This is a genomic window from Halobacillus sp. Marseille-P3879 (assembly GCF_900240285.1).
Classification (GTDB): domain Bacteria; phylum Bacillota; class Bacilli; order Bacillales; family Halobacillaceae; genus Halobacillus_A.
In genome coordinates this window covers 880,943-905,810 of sequence record NZ_OESS01000002.1, presented here as the reverse complement: position 1 = coordinate 905,810, position 24,868 = coordinate 880,943, and the positions used below count along the sequence as shown (strand labels likewise).

General features: G+C 40.5%; 22 protein-coding genes. 17 read left to right on the top strand and 5 right to left on the bottom strand.

Features of this window, described 5'->3' with window-relative positions; genetic code table 11:
- Positions 1–6 precede the first annotated feature (6 nt).
- From C1A12_RS12405 to C1A12_RS12390, 4 genes are all read left to right on the top strand, one after another.
- Entirely contained in the window at positions 7–1,293 is a 1,287-nt protein-coding gene (locus C1A12_RS12405; protein WP_101844185.1) for a dihydrolipoamide acetyltransferase family protein, read from the top strand.
- 104 nt (positions 1,294–1,397) lie between these two features.
- Complete coding sequence (locus tag C1A12_RS12400; protein ID WP_101844899.1) at positions 1,398–1,835, top strand: BrxA/BrxB family bacilliredoxin; 438 nt, start codon at positions 1,398–1,400, stop codon at positions 1,833–1,835.
- Between the two features lie 79 nt (positions 1,836–1,914).
- The gene (locus C1A12_RS12395) at positions 1,915–2,868 is read left to right on the top strand and encodes an aromatic acid exporter family protein (protein WP_101844184.1); all 954 of its coding nucleotides are present in this window, start codon (positions 1,915–1,917) and stop codon (positions 2,866–2,868) included.
- Positions 2,869–2,927: 59 nt separating this feature from the next.
- The gene (locus C1A12_RS12390; protein ID WP_235001617.1) at positions 2,928–3,428 is read left to right on the top strand and encodes a L,D-transpeptidase; all 501 of its coding nucleotides are present in this window, start codon (positions 2,928–2,930) and stop codon (positions 3,426–3,428) included.
- Positions 3,429–3,554: 126 nt separating this feature from the next.
- On the opposite strand, the gene prli42 is transcribed toward C1A12_RS12390, so the two are convergent.
- Positions 3,555–3,686, bottom strand: a complete 132-nt coding sequence (prli42, locus tag C1A12_RS12385) for a stressosome-associated protein Prli42 (RefSeq protein WP_235001591.1) — start codon at positions 3,684–3,686, stop codon at positions 3,555–3,557.
- A 172-nt stretch (positions 3,687–3,858) separates the two neighbouring features.
- Between prli42 and C1A12_RS12380 the strand changes: the two genes are divergently transcribed.
- The 5 genes from C1A12_RS12380 to C1A12_RS12360 all read left to right on the top strand — a co-directional run bounded on the left by C1A12_RS12380 (position 3,859) and on the right by C1A12_RS12360 (position 10,521).
- Entirely contained in the window at positions 3,859–5,517 is a 1,659-nt protein-coding gene (locus C1A12_RS12380) for a methylmalonyl-CoA mutase (RefSeq protein ID WP_101844181.1), read from the top strand.
- A gap of 17 nt (positions 5,518–5,534) precedes the next feature.
- Complete coding sequence (gene mce, locus C1A12_RS12375; RefSeq protein ID WP_101844180.1) at positions 5,535–6,347, top strand: methylmalonyl-CoA epimerase; 813 nt, start codon at positions 5,535–5,537, stop codon at positions 6,345–6,347.
- A gap of 5 nt (positions 6,348–6,352) precedes the next feature.
- Positions 6,353–7,900 (top strand): acyl-CoA carboxylase subunit beta, encoded by a 1,548-nt coding sequence (locus tag C1A12_RS12370; protein ID WP_101844897.1) that lies wholly within the window; start codon positions 6,353–6,355, stop codon positions 7,898–7,900.
- 67 nt (positions 7,901–7,967) lie between these two features.
- Positions 7,968–9,095, top strand: a complete 1,128-nt coding sequence (locus C1A12_RS12365; RefSeq protein WP_101844179.1) for a M20/M25/M40 family metallo-hydrolase — start codon at positions 7,968–7,970, stop codon at positions 9,093–9,095.
- A 181-nt stretch (positions 9,096–9,276) separates the two neighbouring features.
- Positions 9,277–10,521 carry a DNA polymerase IV gene (locus C1A12_RS12360; protein WP_101844178.1) on the top strand — a complete coding sequence of 415 codons (1,245 nt, stop codon included), beginning with the start codon at positions 9,277–9,279 and terminating at the stop codon, positions 10,519–10,521.
- Positions 10,522–10,557: 36 nt separating this feature from the next.
- Here C1A12_RS12360 and C1A12_RS12355 read toward each other — a convergent pair whose 3' ends face one another.
- On the bottom strand, positions 10,558–11,574 hold the full coding sequence (locus C1A12_RS12355) for a S8 family peptidase (RefSeq protein WP_101844177.1): 1,017 nt from the start codon (positions 11,572–11,574) through the stop codon (positions 10,558–10,560).
- Positions 11,575–12,027: 453 nt separating this feature from the next.
- Between C1A12_RS12355 and C1A12_RS12350 the strand changes: the two genes are divergently transcribed.
- From C1A12_RS12350 to C1A12_RS12315, 8 genes are all read left to right on the top strand, one after another.
- A complete protein-coding gene (locus C1A12_RS12350; RefSeq protein ID WP_101844176.1) occupies positions 12,028–12,588 on the top strand; it encodes a carbonic anhydrase in 561 nt (186 codons plus the stop codon).
- A 679-nt stretch (positions 12,589–13,267) separates the two neighbouring features.
- Entirely contained in the window at positions 13,268–13,504 is a 237-nt protein-coding gene (locus tag C1A12_RS12345; RefSeq protein WP_101844175.1) for a hypothetical protein, read from the top strand.
- Between the two features lie 24 nt (positions 13,505–13,528).
- The gene (locus tag C1A12_RS12340; protein WP_101844174.1) at positions 13,529–13,837 is read left to right on the top strand and encodes a MerR family transcriptional regulator; all 309 of its coding nucleotides are present in this window, start codon (positions 13,529–13,531) and stop codon (positions 13,835–13,837) included.
- A gap of 203 nt (positions 13,838–14,040) precedes the next feature.
- The gene (locus tag C1A12_RS12335; RefSeq protein WP_101844173.1) at positions 14,041–14,958 is read left to right on the top strand and encodes a proline dehydrogenase family protein; all 918 of its coding nucleotides are present in this window, start codon (positions 14,041–14,043) and stop codon (positions 14,956–14,958) included.
- Positions 14,959–14,981: 23 nt separating this feature from the next.
- Positions 14,982–16,529: an L-glutamate gamma-semialdehyde dehydrogenase gene (gene pruA / locus C1A12_RS12330; protein WP_101844172.1), complete on the top strand. Its 1,548-nt coding sequence runs from the start codon at positions 14,982–14,984 to the stop codon at positions 16,527–16,529.
- 120 nt (positions 16,530–16,649) lie between these two features.
- The gene (locus C1A12_RS12325) at positions 16,650–17,912 is read left to right on the top strand and encodes a CdaR family transcriptional regulator (protein WP_101844171.1); all 1,263 of its coding nucleotides are present in this window, start codon (positions 16,650–16,652) and stop codon (positions 17,910–17,912) included.
- A 180-nt stretch (positions 17,913–18,092) separates the two neighbouring features.
- A complete protein-coding gene (locus C1A12_RS12320) occupies positions 18,093–19,595 on the top strand; it encodes a flotillin family protein (RefSeq protein WP_101844170.1) in 1,503 nt (500 codons plus the stop codon).
- 116 nt (positions 19,596–19,711) lie between these two features.
- The gene (locus C1A12_RS12315; protein WP_101844169.1) at positions 19,712–20,689 is read left to right on the top strand and encodes a DUF4003 family protein; all 978 of its coding nucleotides are present in this window, start codon (positions 19,712–19,714) and stop codon (positions 20,687–20,689) included.
- Between the two features lie 67 nt (positions 20,690–20,756).
- Here C1A12_RS12315 and C1A12_RS12310 read toward each other — a convergent pair whose 3' ends face one another.
- The 3 genes from C1A12_RS12310 to C1A12_RS12300 form a co-directional block, all read right to left on the bottom strand.
- Complete coding sequence (locus C1A12_RS12310; RefSeq protein ID WP_101844168.1) at positions 20,757–21,371, bottom strand: spore coat protein; 615 nt, start codon at positions 21,369–21,371, stop codon at positions 20,757–20,759.
- Between the two features lie 103 nt (positions 21,372–21,474).
- Positions 21,475–24,234, bottom strand: a complete 2,760-nt coding sequence (gene ppc, locus C1A12_RS12305) for a phosphoenolpyruvate carboxylase (protein ID WP_101844167.1) — start codon at positions 24,232–24,234, stop codon at positions 21,475–21,477.
- Positions 24,235–24,363: 129 nt separating this feature from the next.
- Positions 24,364–24,675 carry a hypothetical protein gene (locus C1A12_RS12300; RefSeq protein WP_101844166.1) on the bottom strand — a complete coding sequence of 104 codons (312 nt, stop codon included), beginning with the start codon at positions 24,673–24,675 and terminating at the stop codon, positions 24,364–24,366.
- Positions 24,676–24,868 lie beyond the last annotated feature (193 nt).

Genomic DNA, 24,868 nt, shown 5'->3' with positions numbered 1-24,868 from the left:
GTTCCCATGGGGTTGGAAAAAATCAATATGCCTCAGCTTGGGGAAAGTGTTACAGAAGGGACGATCAGTTCCTGGCTTGTACAGCCTGGTGACAAAGTAAATAAGTACGATCCCATAGCAGAGGTTATGACAGATAAAGTGAATGCTGAGGTGCCATCATCCTATACCGGTACGATAAAAGAATTAATCGCTCAAGAGGATGATACAATTGAAGTTGGTGAGCTGATGTGCTATATCGAAATTGAAGGTGCTGGAAGTGAAGAAGAATCCCCTGTAGAAAAAGAAATTGTTGAAGAGGACACACAGGATAAGGAAACCTCACAACCTTCACAGCCCGTCAAGCAAAAGACTTCAACTAAGGAACAAGGGAGCAAGAAACGTTACTCTCCTGCAGTAATGACACTGGCTCAGGAACATGACATCGACTTAAATCTCGTAGAAGGTTCTGGACGCGGGGGACGTATTACGAGAAAAGACCTTGAAAAAATAATTGAAAGAGGGGAGATTCCAACTCCTTCACCAGAAGAACCAAAACCGGAGAAAAGCGATTCAGCCGGTGCGGGGACTGCTGCGGGTAGTATAAGTACGGATGAAGGGGATAGTGAAATTCCAGTTACCGGCGTGCGTAAAGCAATTGCCCAAAATATGGTGAAATCAACGACAGAAATCCCCCACGCCTGGATGATGGTGGAAGTGGATGTCACCGGCCTCGTAGAATTAAGAAATTCCTTAAAAAGCCAGTTTAAGGAGAAGGAAGGATACAGCCTAACCTTTTTTGCCTTCTTTGTTAAAGCTGTTGCTCAAGCCTTAAAGGAGTATCCACAGTTAAACAGCACCTGGGCCGGAGATAAGATTATTCAGAAGAAAGCGATTAATCTGAACATCGCTGTCGCGAAGGAAAACGAGCTCTTTGTGCCGGTTATTAAAGACGCTGATGAAAAAAGCATTAAAGGGATCGCGAAAGATATAACAACTCTGGCCGGCAAAGCTAGACAGGGTAAACTTACTTCCAAGGATATGGAAGGCGGAACCTTTACTGTGAACAACACAGGATCGTTCGGATCAGTACAATCCATGGGTGTTATCAATCCTCCCCAGGCAGCGATATTGCAGGTAGAATCGATTGTAAAAAGACCTGTATTTCAGGATGGGATGTTTGGGGCCCGTGACATGGTCAACCTTTGTTTATCTTTAGACCACCGTGTTCTGGATGGCCTCGTAGCAGGCAATTTCTTAGCCCGAGTGAAAGAAATCCTTGAGAATATGACTAAAGAACATACCTCTGTCTATTAAAATTTTGACCCCTTGCTTCATGCAGGGGTTTTATTATGTTCTTTGAATTGAAAGGCTGCTTAAATATTGGTAAACTGTGTGTAGTACTAAGAAAAGGGGCCATGATCTATATGGATTTCAATATTTTTATGAACGATGTGGTAACGAAAGCCCGTGAAGAAATTACAGAGGCTGGTTACACTGAACTTACTACAAAAGAAGAAGTGGATGCCGCTTTAAATAAAGATGGGACAACACTGGTCATGATTAACTCAGTCTGTGGCTGTGCTGGCGGGGTGGCACGCCCTGCTGCTTCTCATGCAGTGCATTACGATAAACGCCCGGATCAGCTTGTTACTGTGTTTGCCGGTCAGGATCGCGAAGCCACAGAAAGAGCTCGTGAGTATTTCGAAGGATATCCTCCTTCCTCCCCTTCTTTTGCTTTACTAAAGGACGGTAAGATTCAAACAATGGTAGAGCGACATGATATTGAAGGATTTGAACCGATGGAAGTCATTGCAAAGTTACAACGGCAGTTTGAGGAATATTGTGAAGAAGTATAAGTAACACTACCAGAAATGGGGATCTTTGTTATGCAAAGGTCCTCTTTTTTGTAGAATGGTTAAATTAAGGTGGAATGAATTGGTGAAGATTGGTTATCGCACAATCAAAACGGCAGTAGGAACGCCGGTTGCGATTTGGATCGCAATGCTATTAGAGCTTGAAAATTTTGCTTCAGCAGGGATATTAACAATATTGTGTATACAAATAACGAGAAAACGTTCGATATTATCGGCGTGGCATCGCTTTTCAGCATGTATGGTTGCGATTGTTTTTTCTTTTCTGTTTTTTGAATTAATTGGATATAATCCATTAGCTATTGGACTCATGTTATTTGCCTTTATTCCAACAACCGTCTGGCTGAAAATTACTCCTGGTATTGTAACAAGCTCGGTAATTATCCTTCATTTATTTATATCGGAACCAATCGGATGGAGTATCATTCTCAATGAATTTTTATTAATAATTGTTGGGATCGGTACAGCATTGCTGCTCAATTTGTATATGCCGAGTTTAGAAGGAAAGCTTGAAAATTATCAAACAGAAGTGGAAGAGAACTTCTCGACGATCCTTAAAGAAATTGCCGGATTTCTCCGTGACGGAAATGAAGGTTGGGCTGGTAAGGAGCTTACGGATACAGCAGCACTGTTAGAAGAAGCAAAGTCTTTATCATTCCGCGATGTGGAGAATCATTTGTTGCGCACCCACAACAAATATTATCATTATTTCCATATGCGGACGAAGCAATTTGAATTGTTAGAGCGTATGCTGCCACTCGTTACAAGACTTTGGGGGGACAACAAGCATGCTCAAGTCATTGCAAAGTTTTTTGATGAGTTATCGGAGGGAATTCATCCCGGCAATACAGCCGTTATTTATTTGCAGAAATTAAAGGAAATGCGTGAGGACTTCCGTGAGGACGATTTACCGGCAACCAGAGAAGAATTTGAGAAAAGGGCAAGTCTGTTTCATCTGTTAAACGAGATCGAACAGTATCTCATTATTAAACGTTCCTTTAAGAAAAGCGATGTATAACCTTAAATCGGAGAGGCATACTTTGAAAAAAGGATGAACAAACGATGCTTTTCCTTAATATGTTTTTTGCATTGGCAGTCTTATTTATCCCTCCCGCCGTCACGGATGAAACTTTAGTGATAGTTAATAAATCAAATAATGAACTTGCTGCTTATCAGTATGGAGAGAAAGTCTTTCAATCGCAAGTAGCTACTGGAAGAACAGAAGAGCTTACTCCTGAAGGGGAATTCACATTCAGGGTGAAAGCGATTGATCCTTATTATCGAAAGAAAGATATCCCGGGTGGTGACCCCGAGAATCCCCTTGGGAGCCGCTGGATTGGTTTTGACGCGAAAGGTACGGATGGAAGAATTTACGGCGTTCATGGTACAAATGATCCTTCTTCCATAGGGAAAGCAGTGTCAGCCGGGTGCATCCGAATGGAAAATGAACAAGTAGAGAAGCTGTATTCCATTGTTGAAGAAGGGACGGATATTGTCATTACGAAGGAAGATACTGATTTCGAGAAGGTTTACGAAAACTGGGAAAAAGAGCACATAAATAAATGGATGGGAATTTAAGCCGGGCAAAATTATGCTCGGTTTTTTGTTTGTAAAAGAAGGAACAGTTAAAAGCAGAAGAAGTACCGTAGTTTAATTCAGATGCTATATAAAAAAGCCTGCAGTACAGGCTTAAAAGAACAATTATTATAAAAAGAAAGAAGCTCCGGCGAGAAGAGAAGAAAGAAACATGGACAGAATCATCAAATAAATGATAAATTTCATGCGTTTTTCTCGTTTAGACTTTTTCTTTTTTGTGGGTTGATTTTGATTAGCCAAGGTTTTATAACCTCCTTTGTCTCCTACTACAAACATTTTAAATGATATTAAACAATTGGACAAGGGCGAGAAATGAATTAAAATAGTATTATGAATTCTACTAATTTTTTGAAACGTAAGCGCTTTAATTCTGGTATGCTTAACGTAGGGGATTACTAAAGGGGGCAGACAGATGGGTGATACATCAAAATCACAGCATAAGAAGGAGAAATGGGAAAGGGATGTGCAAAAAACTACACAGCGATTTCCTGAGCGCAAAAAACAGTTTCATACAAGCTCCGATATTGATATTAATGCCTTATATACACCAGAAGACAGTAATACAGAGCAATATGATAAGCAATTAGGCTATCCAGGCCAATATCCGTACACTAGAGGCATCCAGCCTACCATGTATCGCAGCCGCTACTGGACCATGCGTCAATACGCTGGATTTGGATCTGCAAGTGAGACAAATAAAAGATTTCGTTATTTGTTAGATCAAGGACAGACTGGTCTTTCTGTTGCTTTTGATCTTCCCACTCAAATAGGATATGACTCTGATGATCCTATGGCTGAGGGCGAAGTTGGAAAAGTAGGGGTAGCGATTGATTCTTTGAAAGATATGGAAGTTCTGTTTGATCAGATTCCATTAAATGAAGTAAGTACCTCTATGACGATAAATGCTCCTGCTTCGATCCTGCTTGCAATGTATATTGCTGTCGGTGAGAAGCAGGGTGTGAAAGCGGAGGCACTGACAGGGACGATTCAAAATGACATTTTAAAGGAATATATTGCAAGGGGTACATACATTTATCCACCTAAGCCTTCCATGAGGTTAATCACAGATATTTTTGCCTATTGTCAGCAAAATCTGCCGAAGTTCAATACGATTAGTATTTCAGGGTACCACATTAGAGAAGCAGGGTCGACAGCAGTACAGGAGGCAGCCTTTACAATTGCGAATGGAATGGCTTACGTTGACGCCGCGATCGAAGCGGGGCTGAAGGTTGATCAATTTGCACCAAGACTGGCTTTTTTCTTTAATGCTCACAATCAGTTTTTTGAAGAGGCTGCAAAATTTCGTGCGGCGAGAAGAATCTGGGCCAGAATAATGAAGGAGCATTATAAGGCTGAGAATCCGAAAAGCTGGAAGATGAGGTTTCATACTCAAACCGGAGGAAGTACCCTGACAGCCCAGCAGCCCGATAATAATATTGTGCGAGTAACCATCCAGGCACTGGCGGCGGTAATGGGTGGGACTCAAAGCCTGCACACTAATTCCAGGGATGAGGCTCTCGCGCTTCCCACTGAAGATTCAGCGCGTATTGCATTAAGAACTCAACAGATTATTGCGCAGGAAAGCGGAGTAGCGGATACGATTGACCCTTTAGGCGGCTCTTATTATGTGGAAGCGCTAACAGACCAAATCGAAGAGCAGGTGAATGAATATCTTCAAAGAATTTCAGAAATGGGCGGAGCTGTGCAGGCCGTTGAAGAAGGATACATGCAGAGGGAAATTCATCAAACAGCTTATGATGCCCAAAAACGTATTGAATCAAAAGAGGATATTATCGTTGGCTTAAATGAGTACAAATTGGAAGAGGAAATCAATCCGGATTTATTAAAGGTGGACGAACAGCTGGAGCAAAACCAGATTCAACGTACGAAAGAGGTCAGATTATCCCGTGAAGAGGAGAAAGTAAACGATTGCTTAAAGGCTTTAAGAATAGCAGCCAGGACAAATGAAAACGTTATGCCTCATATTGTATCAGCAGTGAAAGCTTATGCGACAGTCGGGGAAATTGCAAACATTCTTAGAGATGAATTTGGAGAATATACGGCCATGTAGGAAAGGATGACGTTACAATGAAACCAATACGCGTACTAATCGCCAAGCCAGGCCTGGACGGGCATGACCGTGGAGCGTTAATTATTGCACAGGCATTAAGAGATCATGGGATGGAAGTTATATATACTGGTTTGAGACAGTCTCCTGTCCAAATCGCGAGAGCCGCTGTTCAGGAAGATGTTGACGTAGTTGGCCTCTCTTCATTATCCGGCGCCCATAAGTCATTATTTCCAAAAGTAGTAGAAGCACTGGCCGCTGAACAGGCGGAAGACATACCTGTCATTGGCGGAGGTGTTATTCCTGCTGAGGATATCCCTTTTTTAGAGGAAAAAGGTGTAGCAAAAATATTCACAAGCGGATCTCCTACTGAGGCAATTGCCATTTATATTAAACAAATGATGAATCATGAAACAAGGGCAGCGCCTAAGAAGGTGGCGCATATTGGAATCGCTGTACAGAGTATAGACATGACGCTTCCTTTCTATCAAAACACGCTAGGGCTGACTTTAGAAGCTGTGGAAGAAGTTAAATCCGAAAAAGTTAAAGTGGCGTTCTTTACTATAGGTGAATCGAGGATTGAGTTGCTGGAGCCTACAAGCGACGATTCACCGATTCACCAGTACATTACAAAAAAGGGTGAAGGCGTCCACCACATCGCATTAGAGGTGGATGATATTCATGAAAGATTGAAACAATATAGAGAGGAAGGCATTTCATTAATCCATGATGCCCCTAAAGAGGGAGCTCATCAAACTCAAATCGCTTTTCTCCATCCAAAAGCAGCGAATGGAGTTTTATATGAACTTTGTCAACCAAAGCAGGAGGACTGATAGTGATGGACATCTACGATAAGATTAACGAGCTTTATGATAAACGCCGTCAAGTTCAATTGGGCGGGGGAGATGAACGGATTGCGAAACAGCACGAAAAAGGCAAGTGGACAGCCAGAGAGAGAATTGATTATCTTGTAGATGATGGCTCTTTTGTAGAATTAAATCCTTTTATCGAACACCGTCATGAGGATTTTGGGATGAATGGGAAAGAGGCTCCTGGGGAAGGTGTTGTCACGGGCTACGGTAAGATCCATGGCAAATCTATCTATTTATTTGCGCAGGATTTTACAGTTTTCGGGGGAGCCCTTGGAGAGATGCATGCGAAGAAAATTGCTGCAGTTATGGATTTGGCAGTAAAGAATGGCACTCCATTCATTGGCTTAAATGATTCCGGCGGTGCTAGGATCCAGGAAGGGGTTTCCTCCCTGGATGGCTATGGCCAGGTTTTTTATCGAAATTCCATCTACTCCGGTGTTATACCCCAAATCAGCGTTATAATGGGCCCTTGTGCAGGTGGAGCTGTTTATTCGCCTGCTATTACGGATTTTGTCATTATGGTTGAAAAATCTTCTCAAATGTTTATTACGGGTCCTAAAGTAATTGAAACCGTAACAGGCGAAAAAATATCATCTGAAGACTTAGGAGGGGCAGACGTTCATAATACGTTAAGCGGTAATGCCCATATTAAAGCAGGAAATGAAGCAGAAGCTTTAGCTACTGTAAGAAATCTAGTGCAATATCTACCTCAGAATAGTAAGGAACGGCCTCCCATAACAGAAGTAGAAGAGTCGGATGACTACCGTCCGGATTTAACTGACAAAATTCCATTTGACCCGATACGTCCATACGATGTTAGAACTATTATTGATGAAGTGGTGGATGAAAATAGTTTTTTTGAAATCCATAAAGACTTCGCCAGAAATATAGTAGTTGGTTTTGGCAGATTGAAAGGTCAGCCTGTGGGGCTAGTTTGTAACCAGCCAAAGTATATGGCTGGCGGTTTAGATATAGATTCAAGTGACAAGGCAGCTCGGTTCATTCGTTTTTGTGATTCTTTTAATATTCCTCTGATTACTTTTGAAGATGTGACAGGCTTCTTCCCTGGAATCAAACAAGAGCATGGTGGGATTATAAGACACGGTGCTAAGATTTTATATGCCTACTCAGAAGCAACTGTTCCTAAGTTAACAGTAATCACCAGAAAGGCTTATGGTGGAGCATATGTGGCATTGAACAGTAAATCAATCGGGGCTGACCTGGTGTACGCGTGGCCTAATGCGGAGATTGCGGTAATGGGGCCGGAAGGAGCAGCGAATATTATTTTTGCTAAAGAAATACGCGACAGCGACTCACCCGAAGAGACAAGACAATCCAAAATTAATGAATACCGTGAAAAGTTTGCTAATCCTTACGTTGCTGCCGGCCTTGGGATGATTGATGATGTCATCGATCCTCGAGAAACGAGAATCACGTTAATAAAGGCGTTGGACATGCTGAAAAACAAACAAGAAGAGCGTCCGTATAAAAAACATGGTAACATACCGCTTTAATTGACAGGCCAGCCTTGTTCGGCTAACGTACAAAGTGAAGTTTGTTACATAGGAAGGAGTTAAGGTAATGGTCTCAATTAATAAAGAACGGCTGCTGGATGAATTTCTAGAATTGGTTCAAGTAAATTCGGAAACAAAATTTGAAGCTGAAATTGCAGAAGTCCTTAAAAAGAAATTTAATGAATTAGGTCTTGAAGTTATAGAGGATGAAGCGAAGGAAAAAACGGGCCATGGTGCAGGGAACTTAATTTGTAATTTGAAAGGTTCGAAAAGTGATGTAGAGCCTATTTACTTTACTTCCCATATGGATACTGTGGTTCCGGGAAACGACATTAAACCTGAGGTTAAAGATGGATATGTAATAACGGACGGCACGACGATATTAGGCGCAGATGATAAAGCTGGTATTGCAGCAATAATTGAAGCTGTTCGCAGTCTAAAAGAGCAGAACATCGAGCATGGCGATCTGCAGTTTATTATAACGGTAGGCGAAGAAAGCGGACTTGTTGGTGCGAAGGCGCTGGAATCTAAACATTTAAAAGCGAAATACGGTTATGCTATTGACAGTGACGGCAAGGTAGGAAACATCATTGTAGCTGCTCCCACCCAGGCAAAGATTCTAGCAAAGGTGAAAGGAAAGACTGCCCACGCCGGGGTAGCTCCTGAAAAAGGCGTATCTGCGATTACCCTTGCTTCTAAAGCGATTGCTAAAATGCCGCTTGGACGAATCGATGAAGAAACGACAGCTAACATCGGAAGGTTCGAAGGCGGAAAACAGACAAACATTGTATGCGATTACGTGGAAATTCTTGCTGAAGCCCGCTCGTTGATACCAGAGAAAATGGAAAAGCAAGTGGATAAAATGAAAAAAGCGTTTAACGAAACTGCAGAAGAGATGGGAGGAGAAGTTGATCTAAACATCGAGGTTATGTATCCCGGCTTTAAGCATGAAGCAGGAGATCAGGTTGTAGAGGTAGCAAGAGCAGCTGCAGCCAAAATAGGACGGGAGAGCGAGCTGTTAACAAGTGGCGGCGGCAGTGATGCTAATATTATAGCAGGTTTCGATATACCTACTGTAAACCTTGCAGTGGGATATGAAGAAATTCATACTACTAATGAAAAAATACCCGTATCTGAATTAGTAAAGGTTGCTGAGTTCGTAACCGCAATTATAGAAGAAGCTGCCAGTCAGTAATTCACAGTCATGTTCAGCTTGCAGAGAAACCATTGTTAACTCTGCAAGCTTTTTTTGTACCTGTTTAAACACGCAGCGACCAACAATCAAGTTCTCGAGACCCCTGGACGCCATGTAGTAAACGTGTCTGTTCTTATGTTACAATAAGAGAACGAACGTTCGAAGAAAGGGAAGGGTAACGATGTCAAAGTGGTATCCAAAAAATGGGCGGGTTATTTTTCACGTCGATATGAACAGTTTCTATGCTTCGGTTGAGATGGCATATCACCCTGAGCTTAAAGGAAAACCATTGGCTATTGCTGGGAACCCTGAAGAGCGAAGAGGAATAGTTGTAACCAGCAGCTATGAAGCAAGGAAATTCGGTGTAAAAACAACCATGCCGGTTGGAGAAGCAAAGCGGCTCTGTCCGAATTTAATTGTGAGGCGACCTACATTTGATCGTTATCGTACTGCTTCTAAAGAAATGTTCAAAATACTCGCTGATGTTACTGACCTCGTTCAGCCGGTTTCCATTGATGAAGGGTATCTTGATATTACAGAATGTGAAGACCAGGGATCCCCTCTTGAAATTGCCGAAAGAATTCAGTCAAGAATTATTGACGAATTAGATTTACCCTGCAGCATAGGTATAGCACCAAATAAATTTTTGGCCAAAATGGCTTCCGATATGAAAAAACCAATGGGGATCACAGTCCTGCGCAAACGTGATCTGCCGGAGAGACTATGGGTTTTACCAATTGAAAATATGTATGGGGTAGGTGAAAAGACTGCTGAGAAATTAAGAAAAATCAGAGTCAATACCATTGGGGATTTGGCTGGTCACTCACCTGTAGAATTAAAGCAGCTTCTCGGGGTCAATGGGGAAAGACTTCTAAATAGAGCGAATGGGATAGATGAACGTCCTGTGGATCCTGATGCTGTTCATGAGTTTAAGAGTATTGGGACTTCTACTACACTTGCGGAAGATACTACGGAGGATAATGAAATCCGCAGAGTATTCAGGCGGCTGACTAATAAAGTAGAATTAAGAATGAGAAATAAAAGTGTGGTCGCAAAAAACGTCCAGATTACGATTCGTTACCATGATCGAAAAACAATTACAAGAAGTAAACAGCAGCTTGAATATATCGGATCGTCAGATGAGTTGTTTTATATAGCTATGCAGTTATTCGATGAGCATTGGAATCAGAAGCCTGTTAGACTGCTGGGTGTGACGGTACAAGAATTAGCAGAGAAGTCAGAGGCGACCCAACAGCTTGACCTTTTTAGTTTTGAACAATACGCAAGTAAAGAAAAGCTTTATAAAGTGATGGAAAGTTTGACAGAAAAATATGGGAACGATACATTCCGCTCATTAAAAGATTTTCAGGAACCAAAAATAACAACCAGCTTTCAGAAAGATTTTCTTGATGATTACAAAAAGTAGCCGCCTGTAAACATCCACAGGCGGCTGTTTATTGTATCAGGATTTCTTGGCCGAGCCGGCTTTTTCTTTTTGTCTTGGTATATTGAAAGAAGTATTAAAGGCTTTAAATAACTGTTCAAATTGATCAAGGATGGCCAGGGCGAGCAGACCGTTTCCTTCTGCTGATTTAGGATAACCAAGAGGAATTGTACGCCTTACGAGTTGTGCGTAAAGCTCTGCTTCGGTTAATTTGCGGTCAAATTGGTCTTCCGCAATTTTAGTAATTAAAGCAAGTGCCCCGGAAACATGTGGAGTAGCCATCGAAGTTCCGGAGAGTTTAGCATACTTGCTGTCCAGATAAGTTGATAATATATTAACCCCGGGAGCAACTATATCAATTTCATCGTTCGTATTACTAAACGGAGCAATTTCTTTGTTAAAATTAATCGCACCTACCTGAATCACTTCATTGTACGCTCCGGGATAAGCGAATTCATCGGTTTCGTGACGATCATCCCCTTCATTACCTGCGGCGCATACAACAGGGATTCCTTCATCAACTGCTCTCTTAACTGCTTCATACAGTTCAGGGACGTCACTCGGACCGCCGAGGGACATGGATATGGCTCTTACTTTTTCTCCGTTAGGCCCCTCCCAGTCGATGGCATAGTGAATGCCGTCAATAATCCACTGGTATTCACCGCTCCCATCTTCACTCAGAACTTTAGCGACTAGAATATCCGCTTTTGGAGACACGCCCAGAATTCCATCTTCATTCGCAGAAGAAGCGGCAACTGTTCCGGCTACATGGGTTCCGTGTCCGTTGTTATCGTTGTAATTCCCACTATCTCCTTCATAATCAGAGGTAAAATTCCTTCCATCAATAATTCTCTCTTTTAAATCAGGGTGATCGATCTGACAGCCGGTATCGATAATTGCAATTACATTTCCGCTACCCCTGTCTGCCCGGTCCCATATTTCCGGAGCTTGAACCATCTTTACTCCTTCGGGCGTCTCGGAAGAAACTTCAACAATTTCATCAACCTCATAGGGGATTAATCGGATCTTACTCATCGTATTCCTCCTTTAAATAATAATTCTTCTGATTAAGTGCATTAAAAGGATGAATGGCCGGAATAAACGTTATGTAGTAACTGAGATAGTTGCAACACTTACGATACATATTCCCTTGTTTTTTATTGTAAAACGAAGAAAAAGACCTAATTTGTTATGTGAAAAAAGGTTTATTCTTTAAAACAAGAGTTAACACTTTTCAATTTTCATAGAGAACGCTAGTATTAAAGAAATGGCTAAAGTAAAAGCTGGTGTTGATTATTTCAAAGAAAGGTATTTAACTACCCGGATGTGGAGAAGGAAAAAATATAAGCGTGTTTTAGAGGGCCCATAGAAAAACTGTAAGTCTGCAGTTACGTTTTACCTCCTCTGACAGAGGCCGTACTTAAGGAAGAGATTATCAATACTAATGTTTTTACAAAGCCAGGAATAGAATGGATAGGAGTGGATGAAGTGAAATTGTTAGACGAAATTATGGCTCACAACGAAGAGTTTGTTGAAAAGAAAGAGTATGAGAAATATCAGCGGGGCAAGCTTCCTAACAAAAAGCTGGTGATCGTTTCGTGTATGGATACGCGGTTAGTAGAGTTACTGCCTAAGGCGATGAACGTAAGGAATGGAGACGTAAAAATTGTAAAGACGGCCGGTGCCGTAGTTTCTCATCCGTTTGGCAGTATAATGAGAAGTATACTTGTGGCCATCTATGAATTAGGTGCTGAAGAGGTGTGTATCGTCGGACATTATGACTGTGGGATGGCAAGTCTTGAATCTGAAGGCATTTTAAGCAAAATGAGAGATCGAGGCATTCAGAATGACACCCTGAATACTCTGGATTATTCTGGAGTCGAGTTGGATCAATTTTTACAGGGATTTAGCAGTGTAGAAGACAGTGTTAAACAAAGTGTGGCAACCGTCCATAACCATCCGCTGTTACCGGAAGGCATTCCTGTACACGGTTTAATTATTGATCCTGAAACAGGAAGGTTAGACAAGCTGGTTAACGGATATCAATAAAGACAGTAAAAAAACAACTCATGTAATGTGGAGGCCACTGAAGAACTGCACGATTTCAAGTGATGTGTAAAAATGTAGGCGGGTTGAACGATTTCTTCGTTCAACCCGCCTATATCTTTTGATCTTAAGAGGGTACTCCCCCTCTTATTCCCCATGAGCTTCATCATTCACTTTAGATCAACGGTGAGTATCGCCCTCGATCCGTGTACACGCATGCTCGGGAGACCCGAAGGTGAGGCAGTCTCATATCCGTGTCTAGGTTCAACTCGCTATTCTTCGCTACAATCCTGCGGGAACAGCGCAAGCCGAAGATCCACATGGTCAAGTGATCTTCTTGACCAAGTTAGCTGAGGCCGTGCCCGCGGCTAGCATCCACCGACAAGCGATTCGAAAGAAGCAACAACAAACTTTATAAGCTCTTCTAGATTAGAAAGAATTTTTTCAGTGACCTCTGTAATGGGAGTTGTTTTTTAGGTATATGTCACTATTCCTTACATATAAGTTTTAATTTGCAGAATTTTGTGTTAGATTTTCTTACATAACAACTGACATTTTTAAAAATTTCCTCTAACCTTATACTTACAACACAGAAAAAGAGAGGCAGTAGGCTGGAGGAATGCTATTGTTTTCCATTTTATCGTAGTCCTGTTCATAAGGTCAATTTGAAGGAGGAATATAAATGGAACAATCAAAAAAGTATCAGACTAATGAGGAGTATAATTGGATTATGGAAGTTTCAGAACCTAATCAGCTGCGAAGTGCCATGCATGAAATAAAACAGCATTATATAAACAAGCTGGTAGAGGCTGAGCTGTTAGAGCCTTCAGCCCGCCATTCATGCTCTTTAACAGTCAGTCAGCTTAAAGCCTTAACGGAACATAATCAATTGACATGGATCAATCGTAGGGTTAAATAATCTTGGTGGTTAAAGGAGTAAATTATGTCTTCTTATAAAGATAAGAAAGTCATTACAATCGGAATTGTGAATGAAATCACAGGCTTATCCTGCCGTATGATTCGGTACTATGAATCAAGAGGGTTAATTTTTCCGGAACGTACAGAAAGAGGGACGAGAAAGTACTCGTTCGCTGACATTGAACTATTAATGGAAATTGCAGATAAGCGTGAAGAAGGGGTTCAAACATATGAAATTAAGCAGGAGTTGTTAAACGAGACTAAGAAACGTGAAGTCCGGGATAATATGATTCAAGGACAGCTTAACGCCCAATTTAATATGAAAAAGTTATAAACCGTCATGTGTAGAGTGACGGTTTTTTGTGTGATTATTCACTATTGTGTTAGAAGCACAATGAGAAGTTATAATGTTTGTGGGAATGCCACGTTGTCAGGGTATGTCATAAATCGTTATAATTTTCGTAATAGATCAAATAATTATATCTATTACAATTGATCCACATGGTTTGAATGTATAAAAGAAAGGGTGTGGTGATCTTGGAAGCCATAAGTAAGAACTTTTTCTTATACCTTTCCAATAACAAAGTATTGGATCGCTTTGCCAAGCGGTTTGGAACAAGCTTTGGAGCTGACAAGATTGTAGGAGGAGAAACGTTTAGCCAGGCAATACCAATTATAAAGCAGCTTAACCATGATGGATTACAAGTAACGGTTGATCATCTGGGAGAATTTGTGACATCTGAAGCAGAGGCTAAAGATCGTGCAAATGAATGTGTAGATACAATTCGTTTAATCGATAAGCACCAACTAGGTTCAGAGGTTTCCTTGAAGTTAACATCATTAGGGCTTGATATCAGCCAGGATCTTGTTATGGAAAACATGGAGCGGATATTAACTGAAGCTGAGTCAAAAGGAATCACAGTCACTATTGATATGGAAGACTCATCAAGATGTGGTTCCACATTAGAGATTTATAAAGCGTTGAAGGAAAAACACAAAAACTTAGGAACTGTGATTCAATCCTATCTTTATCGTTCGGATGAAGACCTTGACGATCTTAACTCGTACAACCCTTATTTGCGACTTGTTAAAGGAGCTTATAAGGAATCAGGTAAAGTGGCATTCGTAGAGAAGGAAATGGTCGATTCAAATTTAAAGCGCTTAATTAAAAAAAATTTAGAAAACGGCCACTATACGGCAGTAGCAAGTCATGATGATGCCATGATTGAATATACGAAACAACTCGAGGACGAACTAAAATTATCCAGGAACCAATTTGAATTTCAGATGTTATACGGCATGCGTAATGAAACTCAAAAGCAGTTGGTTAAAGAAGGGTATACGGTTCGCGTTTATCTACCGTATGGCGAAGATTGGTATGGATATTTTATGAGACGTTTAGCGGAAAGACCGGCAAACATTGCCTTTGCTATAAAGGGAATTTTTAGTAAATAATTATTTGAAAGGGGAATTTAACTATGGTTACTCCATACAAGCATGAACCGTTTACAGATTTTACAGTCGAGGAAAATAAAAAAGCATTTGAAGAAGCGTTAAAAAAAGTAAAAAATGAGCTTGGGCAAAAGCATGATCTGCTGGTGGATGGGGAACGAATCCGAACAGATCAGGAAATTGTATCCACTAACCCGGCAAATACGAAAGAGGTAGTAGGTACGGTTTCAAAAGCGAATCAGGAAATTGCGGAAAAAGCAATACAAGCAGCTTCTACAGCGTTTGAAGATTGGAGAAAATGGGATGAACGCGCTCGTGCAGAAGTCCTTTTCCGGGCAGCAAGTATGATTCGTCGACGTAAGCATGAATTCTCTGCTTATCTCGTATATGAAGTAGGTAAGCCATGGAAAGAAGCTGATGCGGATACGGCTGAAGCGATTGACTTTCTAGAATATTATGGCCGTCAAATGATTGAACTTAAGGACGGTAAGCCGATCGAAAGTCGTCCAGGCGAACAAAACCGTTATATTTATACTTCCACCGGTGTAGCTGTTGTTATACCACCTTGGAACTTGGCTTTCGCTATTATGGCAGGAACCACGGTTGCTCCTCTCGTTACTGGAAGTACCGTTGTAATGAAGCCTGCCAGCAACAGTCCGGTGATTGCTGCTAAGTTTGTTGAAGTCTTAGAAGAAGCAGGTCTGCCTAAGGGTGTTCTTAACTTTGTACCTGGGAGCGGTGGAGAAGTTGGTGATTATTTAGTTGATCATCCAAAGACAGCGTTAATTTCTTTTACAGGCTCACGTGATGTGGGAACCCGTATCCTAAAACGGGCAGCGGAAATAAAGGAAGGTCAAACACACATTAAACAGGTCATTGCTGAAATGGGCGGGAAAGATACAGTAGTGGTTGATAATAAAGCCAATCTTGAAACAGCAGCTGAAGCGATAATTGTGTCTGCTTTTGGTTTCTCAGGTCAAAAGTGCTCTTCAGGATCAAGAGCAGTTGTACACAAAGATGTGTATGATGAGCTCCTTGAAATGGTAAAAGAACGAACGGAAAAATTAACTGTTGGTAACGCTTCTGAAGAGAATGTTTACATGGGACCTGTGGTCGATCAGGGCGCGTTTGATAAAGTTATGAGCTATATTGAAATTGGCAAGGATGAAGGGCGCCTTATTACAGGTGGTAAAGGTGACGATTCCAAAGGGTACTTTATAGAACCAACAGTCTTCGCAGATCTGGCACCGAAATCCCGTATGCAGCAGGAAGAAATTTTCGGGCCCGTCGTTTGTTTCACAAAAGCTGAGAACTTTGATGAAGCGATCGAGATTGCGAATAATACAGAATATGGTTTAACAGGGGCGGTTATCTCTGATAATCGTGATCATTTAGAAAAGGCGAAACGTGATTTCCATGTGGGTAATCTGTATTTTAATAGAAACTGTACAGGTGCAATTGTAGGTTATCAGCCATTTGGCGGTTTCAAAATGTCTGGTACTGATTCTAAAGCCGGCGGACCTGATTATCTGGCTCTTCACATGCAGGCTAAAACCATTTCGGAAATGTATTAATAGAACATTCAAAAGAGCTCTCCATAAAAGGGAGCTCTTTTTCTTTTGCTTTCTATCATTAATCGATATAATAATGGTTACATAGTCATACACTGACAACCTGGAAAGGTATTGATTGATATGGAAGTAAAAGAGTTAATATTTCAAGTTGAAGATGTTCATAAAGCTACTGAACTGATCAGTTCAAGATTAAAGAAACCAGTTATTATTGAAAATAAGAACTTTGAACTGATTTCGTACAGTTCGTCATTTGATGAATTTGATCAAACACAGCAGAAAACCATCCTCTCTAAGAAATGTCCTATTTTTATTATCGACCGCCTAAAAAAAGAGGGGATCGTTCAACGCCTGGAAAAACGTCCTGATCCTATCCGTGTTCATCCAATCGAAGAATTAGGCTTTCATCAGCGAATAGTAATTGCTGCTCAGCACCTGGGGCATACAATGGGGTATGTTTGGGTTCAGGAGTCAGACCAGCTGCTTAAAGACGAGGAGCTTACCTTTCTCGAAGAAATAACACCTCATATCGGCAAATTAATTTATGATGTGTATGCGAAAGCGAACGCGAAAGAAGGCCGTAAAGAAGAACTGATTTGGAAGCTGCTGCATCATGAATACGGGAGCGAGAGTCAAATTAGACATGATGCCTCTCTAGCTAAGCTGGCATTGCCGGAACGTTTTTCGGTTTCTGCTTTCTCAATTACAACTCCGAAGCATAAATACATGCTTGATTACCTGGAGAAAATAATTCGGCATTCCCCGGAAAGAAGTCAAATGCAGTTTTTAAAGACAGAGTTTCAAATTATCATTGTAATCAACGGTTTTATACATGAAGAGTTTTCTTCCCGGGAAATAGCCAGAAGATTAATCGATCAGGTAAAATATGAAACAGGAGAAGAAGAATTTTATCATTTTCTTATTGGAGTAGGGAAGGAGTATACAACCCTTTATCACTTAAGAAAGAGTTTCCTTGAAGCTCTAGAGGTTATTGAAACTGCAAACTTTATTACTCCTCGCCCTGAAACGATGCCGAGGGAGTTTGCGAAACTAGGTATTTATCGCTACCTGGCAGCCCTTTATGAAAAAAATAGTTCAGAGGATTATTACAGTGAAGATCTTCTTAAACTCATTCAGAATGATACGGAAAAGCAGACTAATCTACTCAGAACGTTAGAGGTCTATTTGGCAAATAACGGAAAAGGCAAACAGACTGCAAGCCAATTATTTATCCATCCTAATACATTGAACTATCGAATCAAACAAATTCAGGAGCTGACCAACATCGATTTTAATGATTTTAACATGAAGAGTTATATTTATACTGAACTTCTGCTGCTGAATAATGTAGAAGCTTATTATCAGCGTTACATGGAAGCATTATAAATCTCCTTTTTATAGTAAGGTGAACAGCTTGTAGAGAAAATCTATGTTTCTCTACAAGCTGTTTTTTTTAGGAGAATTGAAAAATTACTGAAACTTCTGTAAGGTTGTAATCGTTATGTAATAATGAATCCATTTTTTTCATAAGGACAATGGATAATTAAAAGAAAAGGGGATGTAACTTTGCTGGAAAGTACTTTATTTGTCATTATTCTAATCGTTCTCGGCGGTGTCGCTGTTGTAGGGGGGCTTCTTACTTACGTTATTTTTCGCTTGCGCTACAAAACGGCCAGCTCCAATGAAGCGTTAATTGTTACCGGGCCAAAGCTTGGGGATCCTGAGCAAGAGAAAAATGTTTTCGAAGATGATAATGGACGTTCTGTAAAAATTATTAGAGGCGGCGGTTATCGTTTGCGGATGTTCCAGACAGCAACACCGATTGACTTGACTTCCTTTCAGCTGCAGGTTAATTCTGAAAAGGCCTATACGAAGGAAGGAATTCCGGTGCGCGTAGCGAGCACAGCAGTCATTAGTATAGGAAGCGAACTCGAAATTATGGCAAATTTCGCCGAGAAGTTTTTAGGTAAGAAACAAGGTGAACGAGAATCTGAATTGAAGGATGTACTAAATGGTCATCTACGTTCAATCATAGCTTCTTTACCTATTGAAAAAATTTATAATGACTTTAAAGAAGTTAACACACAGGTGAAAAAAATAGCCGAATCGGATTTAAAGGGAATGGGCTTTGAAATCACGTCTTTTGCTTTAAATGATGTAGAAGACGTTGATCAGGAAAATGGATATATTGACGCCCTGGGCCGTCCGCATATTGCTGAGGTTCAAAAGAAAGCAAACATGGCTGAGTCAGATGCTACTAAAGAAACACGTATCTATCAGGCTAAGAATGACCAGGAAGCTCAGGATGAAGAAAACCGCCGTCTGACTGCCGTTGCAGAATCTACGAAGGAAAAAGATATTAAAGAAGCAGAATTTCAAAAAGAGACAAATCGTGCCAAAGAAAATGCGAATCAAGCCGGTGAGCTGGAGCGGCAGAAGCTCGCTCAACAAATCAAAGAAGAGGAACTCAAGGTTAAATACATAGAAAAGCAAAGAGGAGTAGAATTAGAAGAAGAAGAAAACAAACGTCGTCGTTCAATTGCTGATGCTGAAGCATATGAAGTAACTAAACGGGCGGAAGCTGAAGCAGATACAGAACGAATTAAAGGGGAATCTGAAGCAGAAGTCATCCGACAGCGCGGTATGGCAGAAGCGGAATCTAAAGAACGAATGGCTAAAGCAATGGAACATTACGGAGAAGCTGCTATTGTAGAAATGTTGATCAGTATTCTGCCTGAATATGCAGAGAAGATATCAGCACCATTGTCACAAATTAAAGACATGAAGGTTATTGACATGGGAGATTCCAATGCTCAGGGAGGCTCCTCAAAAATAGCAAACAGTGTAACCTCTACGATGCTGGGTATACAAGAATCTTTAAAAGAGACGACCGGTATGGATTTAAAAGCAATGCTTGAAAGCTATGTTTCAAGAGGCAATGTTAATGACTTCAATTCAGTAAATGAAAATCACTTTGAGGAAGTCTCAGCAACCAAAGAGAAAGAATCAGGGGACAGTAGTAAAGAAGCGGTGAAGCAGGAGGAAGAATCCTCTAATGAAACAAAATAAATCAAAATTAAGCATGTAGAGTTCCATTACTCTATATGCTTTTTTCTTGAATATGGTGAAACGTTCAAGTAGTACTGCTCGTATCTATAGTAAACTGCATTAAAGGATGTGGAAAAATGGAGTCTGCTGTTAACGATTTGGAAAAATATAAAAGCATATTTTATGAAATGGATGAAGGGTTAAAATGGACAGATAATAAGGTGCTAATGATGTCCGCCTCTGTCTATGTAATGCACGAGCGCCCGTTTTCTATCATTCGCTTTAAAGAGTTGAGCGATTTTATTAAAAAAGAAGCGAGTATTTTTTCTCCTCTTAAGTCGAATTTACGTTTTACGGTAGCTGCATTAATGGATATTACGTTTGATGATCCAGAAGATAAATTTTATGATCTGGTAAATCTCTACGATAAACTTGTGGAAAATGGATTTAAAAAAGGGAACTTCACGTATATTGCTGCACTAATTATCCTCACCGATAATCGCATAGGTACAACGCAGGATCAAATCAAACGAGCAAAGTATATATTTAAAGAGATGAAAAAAGAGCATCCCATCTTAACGACAAATGAGGATTATCCTTTAGCAGTCCTATTAGCTGAATTAGACGGAGAAGTAGATGAAATTGTGAATAGAGTGGAGTATTTCTACAGGAAGTTGAGTCGAAATCAATTTACTAAAGGGAATCACCTGCAATTTTTAAGTCACGTCTTATCTCTGGATACGCAGCACGATCAGGATGTTTTAATTAATCGGGCTGTACAAGTCTATGATCAGTTAAAGCAGATCTCAATAAAGCCTAAAAGCATCCTCTATCCTGAAATAGGACTCCTCTCTCTGATAGATCAAGGAGGGAATGAGTTAGAAGTCATCCAGTCGATAAAGAACGATTTAGACCGTTCGAAACATTTTAAATGGCAAAAAGATATTAATACCAAAACAGCTGTTAATTTAACGGTGAGTGAGAAATTGAAGAATTCAAGTGTAGTCGAAACAGGTTTATTTACAACAATGGAGGCTATAATGCAGGCTCAGCAAGCCGCAATGATGGCAGGAATGATCGGAGCAGCTGCTGCAGCAAATGCATCTAATTCGTAAAAGCAGAGAAAAAACATACAGCCCCACCGATTTTTAACTACTTTCTAATCACCGGTGGGGCATATTTTTAATGGATTCCTTGATCTGGAGCTGATTCATAGCTGTGCGTCATTTGGGAAAGATCTTGTGGAGCAAGCTGTGGAACCTGATAATAACCATGTTTATTCTGATATAGGAAAATTTCATAACTCATTTCGATCAGGTTAGGAACACTGTCAGCAATCACTCTTCGTAATACTGGATTTGTTACTTCGAGGGCTGTCATAGACATTAAAGAAGCCAAACTTTTGGCTTGACCTAACATATAGGCAGACAAACCTTCATCGGAGATCTCACTAATTGATTGATTCGGCTTTTTAGGCTGACTTGGCTTCATACCGTATACCACGTCATTGTTTTGTTCCATTTTATAAATGTGAGTCGATTGAGCAGGTTTACTTCCAGTCTGTAAACATTCCACCATAATATTATAAAGCTCTGTTAAGAACTGTGACTGGCGGGAAGCAATTTGCTTTAGTTCTGAGTCCTGCATATGTTGTTCATAGATCTGATAGTGATCCAGTAAGCTAATGACGGATGATATAACTTCATGGGCATCAAATAGTTCATGTCCTCCATGACTTACAGCGGAAGGCATACTTTCTGAAGGTTGTGGATTGGTGTTTGGTACTTGCTGTTCCATTTTATTTCCTCCTGTAATAAGTGATTTCTCTCTATTGTGATTCAGGAGCAGATAAATATACGAAGCACATAAAAAACCCGGGCTAAAAAGCCCGGGTGAAAAGTTAACCAGTATTTCGGAGGCCTGCTGCAATGCCGCTGATCGTAAGCAAAACTTCCGTTAATAACTCTTCATCAGTTTCATCAAGCTCGCGAAGTTCTTTAATCAAATCAACCTGCAAGAAATTTAAGGGATCCACGTAAGGGTTACGCAAACGAACAGATTCTTGTATCGTAGGTTGATGATCAAGCAGTTCATTGTCACCTGTGATCTTAAGAAGAATCTCTTTAGTCGTATTATATTCATCAATAATATTTTGGAAGATGCGTTCACCCATTTCCTGACTATTTACCAGTGCGGAATATTCTTTTGCTGTGTGCATATCTGCTTTTGTAAGCGCCATTTGTAAATTATCAATCGTTGAACGGAAGAAAGGCCAGTTTATATACATTTGCTGTAAATTATAGAGGTTTTCTTCACTTTGGTCCGCGTACTCTGCAAGCCCGGTTCCAGCTGCATACCATGCTGGCAGGAGCTGACGGTTTTGAGTCCAGGCAAACACCCAGGGGATCGCGCGCAGATTCTCAAATTTAGTGCTGTCTTTCCGCTTCATTGGACGTGAGCCGATATTTAACTCACTAATTTCCTGGAGAGGAGTAACTTCATTAAAATATGTTAAGAAATCTTTGTCTGCAAAAACAAGAGATTGATACTTTTCTAAAGAAGTGTTGGCAACATCCTCCATTACTTGTTCCCAATGGGCTTCCCAGCTTGTAGCCTGCTCAGTTTCTCTTGAAACGTGAGCGGCACCTTCAAGCAGAGTAGAGACTCCCTGCTCGAGACTGCGGTAGGCAATATCAGTTAACAAATAACGAGAGGATAGCACTTCTCCCTGTTCAGTAATTTTAACTCCGTCGCCCAGCGTTTCAACGGGTTGAGAAGCTATGCTGCGATTCAATGGTCCGCCTCCACGGCCAAGAGATCCGCCCCGTCCATGGAAGAACTTTAGACTGATATTATATTCTTTCGCCATTTCATGGATTTCCTGCTGCGCCTTGTATAGTCTCCAATTCGCCGTTAAAGTCCCTCCGTCTTTACTTCCATCTGAGTAGCCGAGCATGATTTCCTGGTCATTGCCTCGTGCATTTAAATGTTTATTATAGACATCCATGGAGAATAGGGTTTTTAATATTTCAGGACCTGCTTTTAAATCGTCTACAGTTTCGAGTAATGGGGCAACGTCCAGGCTGCTTTCTACTTTACCGTCGGCGTGAAGTCTATAAATACCTGCTTCTTTAGCTAATAGAAGAACCTCAAGTAAGTCACTTGCCGATTCAGTCATACTGATTAAATAGACTTGGATGGACCGCTCCCCAAATTCTTTATGAGCTTCTCTAATCAACTGGAAAACATGAAGCATTTCTTGTGTCTCTTCAGAGTAATCTTCATTTAATAGTGAAATGGGGCGTGGGTCTTTTAGTACTCGTTCGAGCAGATCTACTTTTTCACTTTCACTTAACGCGGAATAATTTTCTGTGATGCCCACTTTTTGTAACAGTTCGGTTATTGCGGTTTCATGTTCTCCGCTATGGTTTCGAATATCTAAAGTAGCTAAATGAAAGCCAAACAGCTTTACCTGTCTGATGAGCTTCTTCAGCATTTTAAGCTCACGCTTTGTAGGGTGATGATAGTGTACGCTCTCTTGTACTTCCTCTAAGTCACTTAATAGTTCATCAGCCGTTTTGTAACCTACATCAGACTTGCCTACTTGTCGCAGGCGCTCAAGAATGATTGCAAACTTACGGCGGTATAATTCAGTTTCCACGCGCCAGCGTTTATCTTTTGGAATTGACGTTTCTTCTGACTGCACCGATTCCAGGAAAGTTTCGCTAATATTTACCCGGGTAGTAGAATGGCTGAATCTTTTCATTAATTCAACTAAGACAGCATCATACTTTTTCAAAACCAGCTTACGCTGACTTTCTAATGTAGACCATGTAATTTCAGGAGTCACATTTGGATTTCCATCCCGGTCTCCTCCAATCCAGGAGCCAAAGTGAAGAAAATTAGGTACAGACCATTTTTCTGCTGGATATACTTCTTCTAAACGGTTTTCAAGTTCTTGATGAATGTCTGGCAGCACATCAAAAAGTGTTTGATCAAAGTAATATAATCCGTTTCTCACTTCATCCATAACAGTTGGTTTACGGTGTCTAAGCTCATCTGTCTGCCAAAGAACGGTGACTTCGTTAAAGAGGCTTTCTTCAATATTGGCTCTTTCTTGTTCTGTCAGCTGAGGATGATCCAGTTTAATTAATATGTTGGCAATTCTTTTTTGAATTTCAAGTACTGTTCGTTTCGTTGCTTCTGTAGGGTGCGCTGTTATTATCAACTCTAATGATAAGTCGTTTAAAACATTTTGAATGACCTCTTTGTCGACATTATTCTCTTTCAGGTTGGTTACAGCGCTCTCCAAGGAATAAGGCTGAACCCCATGATCTTCTCGTAATTGGTACTCCCTGCGCCTGCGGATTCGGTGGTTCTGTTCCGCAATATTAACGAGATGAAAGTAAATAGAGAATGCCCGGATTACTTGAGAGCGAATAGGAGGCTCCAATCTGGAGATTTCTTGTTTTAAATTGTTATAAGTCTCCGTCTCTTGATTTTTCCTTAAATCTTTCGTGAGTTTTCGTATTGATTCCACTTTGTTAAGCAGTTCTTCTCCACCGTGATGGACAAGAATTTCACCTAGCATATTTCCTAGTAAGTTTACGTCCCGGCGAAGCGGTGTCGTATGATCGTTATTTTTTGTTTGTAATGTCACGTTTTCACCATCCTGTATAATCTTTGTGATTACCACGGTTTACCTACCGTGACTCATATTTTAATTATGTTATCAGAATTTTTTGGATAGTCAAATGAATTGGATTAATACATGATAATTGAAAACGCTTTAGTTATTGCCGTTTGTATGCCTTTGGGCAATATATTCATTTACTATAAAAGCAAGCTCGTTATTATCAAATATGGATAAAATTTCAATTATAGATTCATCAGGGATATACTCTGATTCACTTCTCGAAACGGTTTTTTCTATGGCTTCATACAGCTTTTCATTTTTACTTTGATAAGGATAAGCCTCTGTATACAGAATTACAGGATCAAGACTGTGATTAATACACCATTGGGCAAAAACGAGAATCATCTGATCCTCATCCTGACGGTATTTCTCAATTATGTACTGTTCGATTTCTTTTCTTTCCATAAGGGTAAGGGACCTCCTATATAAACTAAAATTAACGACTGGGACACTCACATATCTATTATAAAAGCTGAAGGGGAAAATTGTACAAATTTGTGACGTTTCAACCAGATAAGCGGTGCTGCACACACCGGGGGGGATAAGGTAAAAGCAAAGCTGATTTAGCATATATTTTATTGGTAATAGGAAGGGGTGG

Coding starts and splice junctions, on each gene's coding strand:
- C1A12_RS12405 (WP_101844185.1), top strand. CDS start 7: ATGGGGTTGGAAAAAATCAATATGCCTCAGCTTGGGGAAAGTGTTACA.
- C1A12_RS12390 (WP_235001617.1), top strand. CDS start 2,928: ATGTTTTTTGCATTGGCAGTCTTATTTATCCCTCCCGCCGTCACGGAT.
- C1A12_RS12380 (WP_101844181.1), top strand. CDS start 3,859: ATGGGTGATACATCAAAATCACAGCATAAGAAGGAGAAATGGGAAAGG.
- mce (WP_101844180.1), top strand. CDS start 5,535: ATGAAACCAATACGCGTACTAATCGCCAAGCCAGGCCTGGACGGGCAT.
- C1A12_RS12370 (WP_101844897.1), top strand. CDS start 6,353: ATGGACATCTACGATAAGATTAACGAGCTTTATGATAAACGCCGTCAA.
- C1A12_RS12365 (WP_101844179.1), top strand. CDS start 7,968: ATGGTCTCAATTAATAAAGAACGGCTGCTGGATGAATTTCTAGAATTG.
- C1A12_RS12360 (WP_101844178.1), top strand. CDS start 9,277: ATGTCAAAGTGGTATCCAAAAAATGGGCGGGTTATTTTTCACGTCGAT.
- C1A12_RS12355 (WP_101844177.1), bottom strand. CDS start 11,574: ATGAGTAAGATCCGATTAATCCCCTATGAGGTTGATGAAATTGTTGAA.
- C1A12_RS12345 (WP_101844175.1), top strand. CDS start 13,268: ATGGAACAATCAAAAAAGTATCAGACTAATGAGGAGTATAATTGGATT.
- C1A12_RS12340 (WP_101844174.1), top strand. CDS start 13,529: ATGTCTTCTTATAAAGATAAGAAAGTCATTACAATCGGAATTGTGAAT.
- pruA (WP_101844172.1), top strand. CDS start 14,982: ATGGTTACTCCATACAAGCATGAACCGTTTACAGATTTTACAGTCGAG.
- C1A12_RS12325 (WP_101844171.1), top strand. CDS start 16,650: ATGGAAGTAAAAGAGTTAATATTTCAAGTTGAAGATGTTCATAAAGCT.
- C1A12_RS12315 (WP_101844169.1), top strand. CDS start 19,712: ATGGAGTCTGCTGTTAACGATTTGGAAAAATATAAAAGCATATTTTAT.
- C1A12_RS12310 (WP_101844168.1), bottom strand. CDS start 21,371: ATGGAACAGCAAGTACCAAACACCAATCCACAACCTTCAGAAAGTATG.
- C1A12_RS12300 (WP_101844166.1), bottom strand. CDS start 24,675: ATGGAAAGAAAAGAAATCGAACAGTACATAATTGAGAAATACCGTCAG.